This window comes from Pseudomonas sp. 10-1B (assembly GCF_000935045.1).
GTDB lineage: Bacteria > Pseudomonadota > Gammaproteobacteria > Pseudomonadales > Pseudomonadaceae > Aquipseudomonas.
The window spans coordinates 191,845-204,675 of sequence record NZ_JYKS01000011.1 but is presented as its reverse complement, the minus strand read 5'-3'; the positions used below and the strand labels follow the sequence as shown (position 1 = coordinate 204,675).

Here is a 12,831-nt window from a genome sequence, read left to right as displayed (position 1 = left end):
CGAACCTGAGAACGGGAGAGCTCCACATTATGTATGCCTATGTCGGATCACGTACGACCCGCGAGCGGAACGCCCGGGGCGACGGCATCACAGTTTATGAGGTGGATCAGGAGGCCGGCACCCTGGAGCGTATCCAAGTGGTCGGCGACCTGGTCAACCCATCGTTCCTGGCCATGAACCGCGCCGGTGACCGCTTGTACACCGTGCACGGCGACTTGGGTGAAGTCAGCGCTTTTTGCGTGAACCGCGAAGACGGCACCCTCAGCCTGCTCAATACCCGCAGCTGCGAAGGGCGCAACCCGGTGCACCTGGCGTTGGACCCGAGCGAACGGCACCTGGTGGTGTCCAATCACATCACCGGCACCCTGGCGGTGATGGACGTGGAAATTGACGGTCGCCTGGGCGATGTCTCGCAATTGGTGTCGCTGGAAGGACCGGTGGGCCCGCACCGGGTTGAACAGCCCTTCGCCAAGCCGCATTTCAACCCGTTCGACGTCAGCGGGCAGTTCGTGCTGGTGCCCGACAAGGGCCTGGACCGGGTGTTCAGCTTCCGTTTCGCCGACGGCAGGCTGCACCCGTGTGCGCAACCGTTCGTGGCCAGCCGCGAAGGCGCCGGGCCGCGGCATATCGCGCTGCACCCTGCTGCGCCCTACGCGTTCGTGATCAACGAGCTGGATTCCAGCGTGACCAGCTATCGCCTCGATACCGGGACCGGGGCACTCCAGCCGTTGCAGGTGGTGTCGTCGCTGCCCTCGACCTACACCGGCAACAGCCGCGCCTCGGAAATCGAAGTTAGCCGCGACGGGCGCTTCGTCTATGCCTCCAACCGGGGTTACGACAGCATCGCGGTGTTCGCTATCGACCTGCACAGCGGCCTGCTGTCACTGGTCGACGTGGCGCCGAGCGGTGGCTGCACACCGCGCTTCTTCGCGCTGACTCCCAATCAACGCTTCGTCTTCGCTCTGAATGAAGACAGCGACAGCATCGTGGCCCTGGCTGTCGATGCGCAGCACGGACGCTTGAGCAAGACGGGCTTCTCGGTGTCGACCGGCAGTCCGGTCTGCATGGTTTTTTCTGCCTGAAACCAGTTGTACCGATAACAATGAAAAGGGGCGGGCCAAGGTCCGCTTCACAGTGAGGTCGCCATGAACAACAACAAGACTGTCGATGAACAGGCTACGGTCCGCAAGGTCACCCTGCGCATCATCCCCTTCATGTTCCTGCTCTACATCGTGTCTTACCTGGACCGCGCCAACATCGGCTACGCGGCGCTGGAGATGAACAAGGAGCTGGCCCTGACCAGCGAGGCGTTCGGCTTTATCTCCGGAATCTTCTTCATCGGCTACTTCCTGTTCGAAGTGCCGAGCAACGTCATGCTCAACAAGTACGGCGCCCGAGTGTGGATTGCCCGGATCCTGGTGACCTGGGGCCTGATCGCGGCGGCTACCGCCTTTGCCCAGACTGCCAACCAGCTGTATGTGTTGCGCTTCTTCCTTGGGGTGGCCGAGGCCGGCTTCTTCCCGGGCGTGATCGTCTACCTGACTTACTGGTTCCGTTCCAAAGAGCTGGCGACCACTGTCGCGCTGTTCACCGCCGCAATTCCGGTCAGCTACATCATCGGTGCGCCGCTTTCCACCTGGATCATGGACAACATCAAATGGCTGGACTGGAGCGGATGGCGCTGGATGCTGTTCCTCGAAGGGGTGCCGGCCGTGTTCCTCGGAGTGGCCTGCTTCTTCTTCCTGACCGACAAGCCCGAGCAGGCCAAATGGCTCACCCACGCCGAGAAAGAATGGCTGCTGGCCGAACTCGAACGCGACCGCCAGAGCCGCAAGAACGTAAAGCGCCTGGGCGTGTTCAAGACCATGATCAACCCCAAGGTTCTGTACCTGGCATTCATCTATTTCGTCTACCAGTGCGGCAGCCTCGGCGTCGGCTACTGGATGCCGCAAATCATCAAGGGCTTCTCCAGCGATCTGACCCACACCCAGATCGGCCTGATCGCCATGCTGCCGTACATTGTGGCCACCGTGGCCATGGTGATCTGGTCGCGTAGCTCCGACCGGCGCAATGAACGCAAGCTGCACTCGGCGATTCCACTGGCGGTGGCCGCCATCGGCCTGGTCGGTGCCGGCATGCTGCCGGGGGCGATGGCGTCAATGGCGATGATCTGTGTCGCGCTGTCCGGGTTGTACAGCTTCAAGTCGCCGTTCTGGGCGCTGCCGACACTGTTCCTGGACCGCGCCACTGCAGCCGTGTCGATCGCCGTGATCAACTCCATCGGCAACCTGGGCGGCTTCGTCGGCCCGTCGATGATTGGCGTGGTCAAAGGCGAGAGTGGCAGCGCCGCTACCGGGTTGATGTTCCTTAGCGCGCTGTTGCTGGTGGCTTTCCTGATGACACTGTTCATGCGCGTGCACAACAAGGAACCGGGCCAACCGTTGGCCGCCTCCGCTCACTGATTTCCCCGCTTCAATCACGCCCGCTCTGGCCTGGCATCTCGCCCAGGCCCGGCGAACCCTTGCCCGAAAAACGGAACCGCCAGATGCATAACAACAAGAATATCCTGCGTACCCTGATCGCCCTGTCGCTTTTCCTGGCCGCCGGCACTGCCAGTGCCGAAGGGTTTTTCGAGGACAGCAAAGGCAGCCTGCAACTACAGAACTATTATTTCAACCGCGACTTTCGCGATGGCGCCGGCCAGTCGAAACGTGAGGAGTGGGCCCAGGGCTTTCTCTTCGATTTCCGCTCCGGCTACACCCCTGGCACGGTCGGTTTTGGTGTCGACGTGCTGGGCCTGCTCGGCCTCAAGCTGGACTCCAGCCCCGACCGAGCCGGCTCTGGGCTGCTGCCTGTCCACGACGATGGTCGTGCCGCCGATGAATTCAGCCGCTTGGGCCTGACCGCCAAGGTCAAAGTCTCCAACAGCGAGCTGAAATACGGCACGCTGATTCCCAAGCTGCCGACTGTGCAAGCCAATACCGGGCGCATCCTGCCGCAGACCTTCGATGGCGGCTTGCTGACGGTCAAGGAGGTCGATGGCCTGACCCTCACCGGCGCACGCTTCAACCGCATGACCGACCGCGACTCCACCGATGCTGCGAAGATCACCCTGAACAACAAGAACCGCCGTTTCGCCGGAGTGGTTGAAGGCGACGACTATTGGGTTGGCGGCGCAGACTATGCGTTCGGCAAGCAGCTGACCCTGAGCTACCAGTATGCCCAGCTGCAGGACGTGTACCGACAGAGCTTCTTCGGCCTCAACCATGTCTGGAGCGTCGGGCCCGGCAAGCTCAAAAGCGACCTGCGCTACATGCTCAGCGATGACAACGGCGCGGCTCGTGGCGGCGCCATCGATAGCGGCGCGCTGAGCGGGATGTTCACCTACAGCCTGGGCGGCCACTCGCTGGGTCTGGGCCTGCAGAAGATGAACGGCGACACCTCGATGCCGTTCCTCAACGGCACCGATCCATATCTGGCCAACTACATCCAGATCAACGACTTCGCCGAGCCAGGCGAACGTTCATGGCAACTGCGTTATGACTACGACTTCGCCGCGCTGGGCCTCCCTGGCCTGAGCTTCATGAGCCGCTACGTCAAGGGCGACCATGCTGACGCCGCCACCTTGGCAGGCGAAGGCCGTGAATGGGAACGCAACACCGATATCGCCTATGTGATCCAGGCCGGGCCCTTGAAAAACGTCGGCATCCGCTGGCGTAATGCGGCGTACCGTTCCAACTTCGCTCGCGGTGCCGACGAGAACCGCCTGATCATTTCCTACACCTTGCCTATCTGGTAAGGCCCATTCGCGGACAAGCCCGCCCAGACAATGGAAAAACTCATGTCAAATGCAATCTCGCAGCAAGTGCTGGCCGAACTCGCTCCCAATGGCATCCTGCAGGTCGCCATCAACCTTGGCAACCCGGTCCTTGCCCAGCGTGGCCCCGACGGCGAACCTCTGGGCGTTTCGGTCGCTCTGGCCAAGGCTCTAGCCGAAGAACTGGGCGTCAGCATTGAAATGCGCACCTTCGACGCCGCCGGCAAGGTGTTCGCCGCCTTGGAGGAGGGCGCCTGGAACCTGGCCTTCCTGGCCATTGAGCCGGTTCGTGAAGCGCAGATCGCCTTCAGCGAACCCTATGTGCTGATCGAAGGTACCTACCTGGTCAACCACGACGCCCCGTACCAGCGCGTTGAGGAACTGGATCAGGCCTGCCTGCGCCTGGCCGTCGGCAAAGGCGCCGCCTATGACCTGTACCTGAGCCGTACCCTCGAGAATGCTGAACTGGTGCGGGCCGACACCTCCGCCGGTGCCGTCGACCTGTTCATCGAGCAACGCCTGGACGCTGCTGCTGGCGTTCGTCAGCCGCTGCAGAAAGTGGCAGACAGCGATGCGCGCTACCGCGTCCTGGATGGCGCATTCACCGCGATCCGCCAGGCCATGGCAGTGCCCCGTGGCCGCCGGCATGCGGCTGCCTATGTGCGCGATTACGTCGAGCGCCAGCTGCATAGTGGGTTTGTTCGTGGCGCCTTGCTGGCCACCGGCCAAACCGACGTCAGCGCACCGCGCTTGCCTGGTGGACTACAGCGAGAATGACCGGGTTCTTACTCCATGATCAGATGGCTCAATGCCCGAAACAGCTTCACGTTGGCGTTGCTTTCAAAACCTTGCGGGCCGTTCTGCTCGGCCCGGGCGGCGGCTTCTTGCAATTTGCGTAGCTGTAAAGTCACACCTTCATGGAACAACAGTGTCCAGCCATCTCCATAGAAAAAGCTTTAACTTATTGATTTTACTATGGTTGTGTGGGGCGGGCTTGTCCCGCGAACACCGGCAAAGCCGGTGCCATAAATTGCGTCGCCTGCTTCGCGGGACAAGCCCGCTCCCACAATGCCCCCTGTTCTCTGCGCGACAGCGCAGCCCTGCAGGGCTGGGTGATCTCCTACAGGGATCGCGCAATTTCTGAACTCTGCGCGGTACCTGTGGGAGCTTGCCAGCGATGGGCCGCAAATTGCTTAACTGACTGGCATTGGGCGCGGTGGCCGGGTTTCAAAGAGGGATTGTGTTCAGCCTGCAACTTGTCTGTGGCTATTCCAATGGATCATGGCCGGCGTTTGAATGAGTTGTGCAATTGTCATAGCAGCTCGGGGAAGGCAGCGCCAAGCAGGCCGGGATCCTTCAGGATCGATGCACTGCTGGCGATATCCGGGGCCAGCCAACGGTCTTGGGCATAGGCCGGGACTCGTTCGCGCAACAATCGCCAGGCAACGTTGGTACCTGCGCCAAAGCGCTGCTCCTTGAGGAACTCGAAGGCCTGGGCCGCCAACAGGTATTCGATGGCGAGGATCTGCGTACAGTTTTCCAGGGCGCGGTGCAGCTTCAACCCGGCATTGGTGCCCATGCTCAGATGATCCTCCTGCAGACCGGAGGTGACGTAGTTGTCGATGACTGCCGGTTGTGCCAGCTGACGGTTTTCTGCACACAGTGAAGCGGCCACGTATTGGACGATCATCATGCCCGAATTCACACCCGGTTGACTGACCAGGAAGGCCGGCAAACCGCTGACCAACGGGTTGATCAGGCGATCGATACGACGCTCGGCAATCGCCCCGATCTCGGCCACGGCGATTGCCAGCAAGTCGGCCGCCATGGCCACGGACTGGCCGTGCGGATTCGCCTGGGAAACCACCCGATACGACTCGGGTGTGCCCAGCAACATCGGGTTGTCGGTCGTGGAGTTGAGTTCGGTTTCGATCTGCCGCGCAGCATGCTCCAACTGATCGCGCGCGGCGCCATGAACCTGCGGAATCGAGCGAATGCTCAAGGCGTCCTGGGTGCGAATGCCATGGCTGCTGGCAATGATTTCGCTGCCGTCGAGCAGGCGCCGCAAGTTGCTGCCCACGCGCTGCATGCCAGGGTGCGGTTTCATCGCGATGACTTCAGGGTCGAAGGCATCGAGTTGGCCGCGCAGGGCCTCGAAGCTCATGGCGCCGATAACGTCCGCCCATTGGCTCAACCGAGTGGCGTCGTCCAAAGACAGGCAGCTCAGACCGGTCATGCAAGGGGTACCGTTGACCAGGCACAGACCATCCTTGGCACCCAGTTTGACCGGCGCCAGGCCGATCTCGGCCAAGGCTTGCTGTGCCGGCACGATCTGGCCGCGATAGCTGACCTGGCCGACTCCCAGCAAGCTGATGCTGATATGGGCCATGTGGGTCAGATACCCTACCGACCCCTGTTTCGGGACCTGCGGGGTGATGTGCTGGTTGAGCAAGGTCAGCAGCGCTTCGACCACCTTGCGCTGAAGGCCGGAACGTCCCTGGCAGAAATTGATGATCGCCGCGCATATTATCGCTCGGGTCTGTTCGTCTGATAGCACTGTACCCACGCCACAGGCATGGCTAAGCAAGGTGTTGTGCGACAGTCGGCTGAGTTGTTCGTCCTGCAACGAGACATTGCACAAGGCGCCAAGCCCGGTGTTGACGCCATAGGCGCGTTCACCGCTGGAAACGATGCGCTGGACAATCGCCTGGGCGTTCTCGATTCGCGCCCAGGCCGATGGAGCCAGCTCAAGCTCCGCCCCATGCCGGGCCACGGCCACCACGTCCTGCCAACGAACTGGCGCCTCGGCGATGATGATTTTTTTGGCAAACGACATACACCCGGCTCCTTAAAGCGAAGCTACGCGGCGCTGCACGAAGCGATCTACGTATTCGTCCGCAGGCTGGTAGAGGATTTCTTTCGGCGTGCCGACCTGGATCAGGCGACCGTCCTTGAGAATGGCAATTCGGTTGCCGATACGCACTGCTTCGTCCAGGTCGTGAGTGATGAAGACGATGGTCTTGTGCAGGGTTTTTTGCAGTTCCAGCAACTGGTCCTGCATTTCGGTACGAATCAGCGGGTCGAGCGCACTGAAGGCCTCGTCCATGAGGATGATGTCGGTGTCGGCAGCCAAAGCACGGGCCAGGCCGACGCGCTGACGCATGCCGCCCGACAACTGGTGCGGGTACGATTTTTCGTAACCCTTGAGGCCCACGGTGTTGATCCAGTGCAGGGCACGTTCGGCGCACATGGCCTTGCTCTCGCCACGGACTTTCAGGCCGTAAGCGACGTTGTCCAGCACGGTGCGGTGTGGCAACAGGCCGAAGCTCTGGAACACCATGCTGATCTTGTGCCGGCGGAATTCGCGCAGGGCTTCCATGTCGTATTGCAGAATGTCCTCGCCATCGACCAGTATCTCGCCGCTGCTCGGGTCGATCAGGCGGTTGAAGTGACGCACCAGGGTCGACTTGCCAGAACCCGACAGCCCCATGATCACGAAGATCTCACCGCTGCCGATGGACAACGACAGATTGTTGACCCCGACCACGCAGCCGGTTTCGGCCCGGACCTGATCTTTGGTTTTTTTCTGGCGGATCAATTTCAGGGCATCTTCGGCGCGAGCACCGAATATCTTGAAGACATTTTTGACTTCGATCTTGTTCATCGTCTGCTTGGCGCTCATTTGCCCACCCCATGCCGTGGCCGGCCATAGGCCTGAGTAATGCGGTCGATCACAACCGCCAGAATCACAATGGCCAGGCCCGCTTCGAGGCCGCGGCCCACATTCAGGGTCTGGATACCGACCAGGACGTCTTCACCCAAGCCACGGGCACCAATCATCGACGCGATGACCACCATCGACAGGGACATCATGGTGGTCTGGTTGATACCGGCCATGATGCTCGGCAACGCCAGTGGCAGTTGCACGCCGAACAGTTGTTGCATGCGATTGGCACCGAATGCATTGATCGCCTCCATGACCTCACCATCCACTTGGCGAATGCCCAGGTCGGTAAGGCGAATCAGCGGCGGGGCGGCATAGATGACGGTGGCAAAGATCGCCGGCACCTTGCCCAGGCCGAACAGCATCAGTACCGGAATCAGGTACACGAAGCTGGGCATGGTTTGCATGATGTCGAGTAGCGGCATCAACACCGTCCGCAGGCGATCGCTGCGTGCCGACAGGATACCCAGCGGAATGCCGACCAGCACCGATATCAGCGTTGCTACCAGCATCAGTGCCAGGGTCTGCATCAGCTTGTCCCAGAGACCGACCGCACCGACCAGGAAGAGCAAGCCGACGATCACTGCAGTGGTCACGACTTTGCGGGTGGCGTGCCAGGCAATACCAGCGACGATGGCCAGCATCAGCCACCAGGGTATTGCTCGCAACAGGCCTTCGAGGTTGACGATGGCCCACAGCAGGGTGTCGGAGATATGTCGGAACACGTCACCGTAGTTGGTTACCAGCGCATCGACCCAGCCATTGACCCAGTCGGCAATGGAAAACGTGAAGTTTTTGGGAAACATGGAATTATCTCGAGCAAGTGTATGAAGCGGACTGTCGTGTGGCTTATCCGGCAGAAGCCGGACGAGTCCACGGCTCAGAGTGCCGCGTCTACCTTTTTGGCTGCGTCTTCGATGACCCAGCTGTGCCAGACTTCGGGGTGCTCCTTGAGGAACAACCTGGCCAGTTCCGGCGACTCGATACGCTCCTTGCTCATGCGCGCCAGGTTCTGGTTCAGCAGATCGATCGGCAGGCTGACCTTTTCCAGCACCGCCACCAGTTCCGGCGCCTGCTCATGGAAGGTCTTCGACACACCTACCTTGATGGTCACGGATTTATCCACGCCTGGCTTCTCGTCCAGCTTGACCAGGTCGGCCTGGCCCATCAGCGGGGTTGGCGACCAGTAGTAGAAAAGGATCGGCTCGCCACGCTTGTAGCTCGATAATACGGCGGCATCCAGTGCCGGGCCGGTGCCCGGGCGGAAGTTGGTATAGGTGCTCTCCAGGCCGTAGCTCTTGAGCATCTCGCTGTTGTCCAACTCGCAGGTCCAGCCGGCCGGGCAATTGTAGAAGCGCCCCTTGTCCGGCTCTTCCGGATCCTTGAACACCTGGGCGTACTGCCCCAGATCGGCGATGGTCTTGAGGTTCGGTGCCTTGGCTTCGAGTTTGCGCTTGGCATCGCCTTCGATCACATAACGCGGCACATACCAGCCTTCGACCGCGCCAACGACTGGCGAGCCGACGCCAACGACCTTGCCGGCAGCCGCCGCCTTGTTCCAGACCTTGCTGCGCCCCACCCACTCTTCGGCAAAAACCTGAATATCGTTGCTGCTCAGGGCGTTTTCCATGGAGATGGAGTTACCCGGCAGGCTATCGGTATCACAGCCATAGCCATGTTTCAGCACGAACTGCATCACGTCAGTGAGCAGCATCCCGCTTTCCCAGTTCAAACCTGCGAATTTCACCGGTTTGCCAGACTCGCACCAACCGGCCGCCTGGCTGGCCCCAGCGGACGCCAGGAGCCCGAAAGAAAGTGTCGTGGTCAGCAGAGCCTTTGTAATTTTCATTGTGACGCTCCCAAACAAGATGATCACTGCGCGGGAGAAATATTTCACAACCTCAAAAAAGGATAAAATAATAAGTCCTGATGCATCACCACGGAAAAACCTATGAAGTTCACACTGCGACAGCTTCGCTACGCGCTCGCAGCGGCCAAGCACGGAAACCTGACCACTGCCGCCATGGAGCTTCATGTTTCACAACCGTCCATCTCGGCGGCCATCACCGAACTGGAGGAGGTGCTGGGTCAATCAATCTTCATACGCCAGCGTGGCCTCGGTATATCGCTGACCCCATTCGGTCGTACCGTCATGGTCCAGGCCCGTCGCGTTCTGACAGAGGCTCGGACCTTTGCCGAGATCAATGCCAATGCAGGAGAGTGTGTTGGAGAATTGGTGGTCGGATGCTTTGAAGATCTGGCGCCCTATTGCCTGCCACAAATTGTGCGACGGATGCAGGAGTCCTGCCCAAGGGTCACTGTCGATATGCGCGAAGGCAGCTTCGATTATGTTGGCAAGCGGCTTGGCGAGGGGGCGATAGAGTTGGCAATCACTTACGATCTAGGTTTACCTCCGAACACTCAATGCACTCAGCTGTGTCAGCTGACCGCCCAGGTACTGCTGTCGGCCGATCACCCGTTGGCCAAGGAGTCGCGCGTCAGTCTCAAAGCGCTATCCGAATACACCCTGGTAGTCACCGACCAGGTCCACAGTTGGCAGCATGTGTTGGATCTGTTCAGCTTTTACGATCTTTCACCCGCCGTTGTGCACCGCGTGCGCACTTTCGAGTTGCAGCGTAGCCTCGTCGCCAATGGGTTTGGAGTGGCGCTGATTTATACCCGGCCATTTGGTGACCGTAGTTATGATGGTCAAGCGCTGGTATGTCGGCCGACTCTGGAGAAATTGCCAACGCATAGCATCGTACTGGCGCATGATCAGCGTTATCCGCTGACGCCTTCGGCTGAGGCGTTCAAGGAGTTGGCGGTGGCATGGTTCGCGGAACGACCGTCGTTTGCATCCGAATGAACAACGAGTGGGGCGGATGTCACATGACGACGGCTGGCTGGTCACGCCAGGCAAGAGCGCTCGACTGCCCCCGAGGATGTCCGCATCGGACCCATTGCAGCCGCTGAACGATAGCGGATTTTGCAAATGCGACACGCACTCTGTGGGAGCGGGTTTACCCGCGAAGCAGACGACGCGGTGGATGGCACCGGCTTTGCCGGTGTTCGCGGGTGAACCCGCTCCCACAAGGTCCGCTGACAGACGCAACCGCCGCTATGGGTCGATAGTTGTCACTCGCGAGTGACCGCAATCGACCCATTGCAGACACTGAAAAATAACTGGTTTCGTGAGCGCGATGCGCACTCTGTGGGAGCGGGCGTGCCCGCGAACACCGGCGCAGCCGGTGCCAGGCTCCGCGTTGGATTCTTCGCGGGCACGCCCGCTCCCACAAAGATTGCTGTTCGGCTCACCGGCAGCAACGGGTCGTTAGCGGTCAACCGCGATCGGCTGTTTTCGACCCATTGCAGGCGCTAATGGATGAGCCAGGCAATATTCGGAGTGCCTCTAAGCGACCATGCAGAGCTCGTACAATTTAGTACGCAGTTCGGCAAGCTCATTATTTTCACTGAGCAGTGGTTGACCGTTGCGGTAGAGAACGACATCAGTGAGCGATCCCATTCCACCGAAGAGCCTCAATATCTTTGAAAGGACGTGGCTACTATCGCTCGGTAGCTCCATTCGGCACTGATCAACACGTGCTGCCCATTCATCTTCGCTGCCAAGACGCAGCAGCTCCGAAAGCCGGGCCATGATCTGAGTGATTTGACTGATATTTTTCACTCCAGAGGACTCGATGCCATCACTTCAACTCCGCTAATTTTCCAGATATCTTGCAGTCGGAGCGGGGCTTTCTGCCCGACCAATTTTCCTTGGTTCTTAGTTTTTCTGGCCGAGACCACAGTTCTAATAGGTTGTAGAGCTGTCCAAGCTGAACCCCTCAACGCCGAACTCTGCTTCCAGGGCCAACAGATACTCCCGCAATGCCCGGCGCGTCGCCTCCTCCCGCAAGTACTGGCGCACCCGCCCGGTGACCTGCTCATAAGACAACTGCTCACGCTCCACCCGCTCGTCCACCTGCAGCACATGCCAACCATACCGCGATGCCAGCGGCCGGTCGTGCAATCCGACTGACAGGCGTTGCAGGGCCTGGTCGAGCTCGGGCACGGTCTGACCTGTGCTTACCCAGCCCAGTTCGCCGCCTTGGTCCTTCGAGGGGCACGCCGAATGGCGCTGGGCCAATTCGGTGAAGCGTTCGGGGCGTTCAACCAGTTGCGTCAGCAACCGCTCACCCAGGCGGTAGTGGGTGTCTCGCGCCCGGGCATCCTCCGGGGCGGCCGGTAGCAGGATATGCCGGACTTTCATCAACGCCGGCTTGCAGAAATGCTCACGATGGCTTTCGAAGTAGCGCTTGCTGTCGGCTTCGTTCGCCTCCGGCACGTTCAGCTCACGCTCCAGCAGCCGGGCTATCGTTTCATCACCCGGCGGCAACCCCAGCACCGCGGCCCGCTGGTTAAGCAGTTCACGTACCACCAATGCCCGTGCGGCGCTGCGCTGGGCCTCTTGCAACGATGCCGCCGGGTGAAACGGTGTTTCCTGAGCGATATCCGCCTCGCTGAGCAAGGTATCACCTACCCGGATGACCATTGCCGGCCCGGCCGGCAGGGATTGCATTGCAATCATCTCCATGCTGCCTCTCCTCAGCCACGTCGACGCACGATTTGATAATTGCGCCCGAAATACCCCAGCGGAATGCTCCACACGTGCACCAGGCGGGTGAAGGGGAACAGCAAAATGATGGTCAGCCCAAGGAAAATATGCAGCTTGAAGATGACCGGCGTGTCGTTCAGGTAGTTGGCCGCATCACCGTTGAACAGCACGATGGCCTGGGCCCAGTTGGCCAGGGTCAGCATCATCTCGCCGTCCAGGTGGCCGTAGGAGAAGAAGATGGTGATCAGCCCCAGGCACGCCTGCAACAGCAGCAGGATGAGAATGGCGTTGTCCATCAGGCTGGACGAGGCACGCACGCGCGGGTTGAACAGCCGGCGCCAGAGCAGCATCGCGCCGCCAATCACGCATAACACGCCGGCCGCACCGCCGATGATGATCGCCATCAACTGCTTATGACCGGCGGACAGGAACGGGCCGTAGACCCAATGAGGCGTCAGCAGGCCGAACAGGTGGCCGAAAAAGATGACCAGGATGCCGATGTGAAACAGGTTGCTCGCCAGGCGCATGTGCTTGCTCGATAGCATCTGGCTGGAGCCGGTCTTCCACGTGTATTGCCCGTGATCGTAGCGGAACAGGCTGCCGAGCAGAAACACCGTGCCAGCCAGGTAAGGGTAATAGCCGTAGATCAGGTGGAGCAGGTATTCCTTGAACATGATG

Annotated in this window: 12 protein-coding genes and 1 pseudogene; 5 read left to right on the top strand and 8 right to left on the bottom strand. The window is 60.3% G+C overall.

The features are described from left to right. Positions 1-29: 29 nt before the first annotated feature. The 4 genes from TZ03_RS08745 (at position 30) to TZ03_RS08730 (ending at position 4,594) form a co-directional block, all read left to right on the top strand. The gene (locus TZ03_RS08745; protein ID WP_051097070.1) at positions 30-1,082 is read left to right on the top strand and encodes a lactonase family protein; all 1,053 of its coding nucleotides are present in this window, start codon (positions 30-32) and stop codon (positions 1,080-1,082) included. A gap of 63 nt (positions 1,083-1,145) precedes the next feature. After that, positions 1,146-2,462, top strand: coding sequence for an MFS transporter (locus TZ03_RS08740; protein ID WP_051097068.1), 1,317 nt, complete (start codon positions 1,146-1,148; stop codon positions 2,460-2,462). A gap of 83 nt (positions 2,463-2,545) precedes the next feature. Further along, complete coding sequence (locus TZ03_RS08735; protein ID WP_051097066.1) at positions 2,546-3,799, top strand: OprD family porin; 1,254 nt, start codon at positions 2,546-2,548, stop codon at positions 3,797-3,799. 42 nt (positions 3,800-3,841) lie between these two features. Next, on the top strand, positions 3,842-4,594 hold the full coding sequence (locus tag TZ03_RS08730) for a transporter substrate-binding domain-containing protein (protein ID WP_051097064.1): 753 nt from the start codon (positions 3,842-3,844) through the stop codon (positions 4,592-4,594). 11 nt (positions 4,595-4,605) lie between these two features. On the opposite strand, the pseudogene TZ03_RS29970 reads toward TZ03_RS08730, so the two are convergent. From TZ03_RS29970 to TZ03_RS08705, 5 genes and pseudogenes are all read right to left on the bottom strand, one after another. Next, positions 4,606-4,746 (bottom strand): annotated as a pseudogene (locus TZ03_RS29970) (toxin YhaV); the annotation flags it as partial. Positions 4,747-5,129: 383 nt separating this feature from the next. After that, complete coding sequence (gene hutH, locus TZ03_RS08720; protein WP_051097061.1) at positions 5,130-6,653, bottom strand: histidine ammonia-lyase; 1,524 nt, start codon at positions 6,651-6,653, stop codon at positions 5,130-5,132. Positions 6,654-6,665: 12 nt separating this feature from the next. Next, a complete protein-coding gene (locus TZ03_RS08715) occupies positions 6,666-7,499 on the bottom strand; it encodes a quaternary amine ABC transporter ATP-binding protein (protein WP_053388419.1) in 834 nt (277 codons plus the stop codon). Continuing rightward, positions 7,496-8,347: an ABC transporter permease gene (locus TZ03_RS08710; RefSeq protein ID WP_051097060.1), complete on the bottom strand. Its 852-nt coding sequence runs from the start codon at positions 8,345-8,347 to the stop codon at positions 7,496-7,498. Before TZ03_RS08710 ends, TZ03_RS08715 begins: the two co-directional genes overlap by 4 nt. Positions 8,348-8,421: 74 nt before the next feature. Next, positions 8,422-9,390 (bottom strand): ABC transporter substrate-binding protein, encoded by a 969-nt coding sequence (locus tag TZ03_RS08705; protein ID WP_051097058.1) that lies wholly within the window; start codon positions 9,388-9,390, stop codon positions 8,422-8,424. Between the two features lie 102 nt (positions 9,391-9,492). Between TZ03_RS08705 and TZ03_RS08700 the strand changes: the two genes are divergently transcribed. Next, positions 9,493-10,407 (top strand): LysR family transcriptional regulator, encoded by a 915-nt coding sequence (locus TZ03_RS08700; RefSeq protein WP_051097056.1) that lies wholly within the window; start codon positions 9,493-9,495, stop codon positions 10,405-10,407. A gap of 543 nt (positions 10,408-10,950) precedes the next feature. Here the strand turns inward: TZ03_RS08700 and TZ03_RS29960 are convergent. The 3 genes from TZ03_RS29960 to narI all read right to left on the bottom strand — a co-directional run bounded on the left by TZ03_RS29960 (position 10,951) and on the right by narI (position 12,827). Next, complete coding sequence (locus TZ03_RS29960) at positions 10,951-11,226, bottom strand: DUF6966 domain-containing protein (RefSeq protein ID WP_152645402.1); 276 nt, start codon at positions 11,224-11,226, stop codon at positions 10,951-10,953. Positions 11,227-11,349: 123 nt separating this feature from the next. Beyond that, on the bottom strand, positions 11,350-12,132 hold the full coding sequence (locus TZ03_RS08695) for a peptidylprolyl isomerase (RefSeq protein ID WP_051097054.1): 783 nt from the start codon (positions 12,130-12,132) through the stop codon (positions 11,350-11,352). 11 nt (positions 12,133-12,143) lie between these two features. Then, the gene (narI, locus tag TZ03_RS08690) at positions 12,144-12,827 is read right to left on the bottom strand and encodes a respiratory nitrate reductase subunit gamma (protein ID WP_051097052.1); all 684 of its coding nucleotides are present in this window, start codon (positions 12,825-12,827) and stop codon (positions 12,144-12,146) included. Positions 12,828-12,831: the final 4 nt, after the last annotated feature.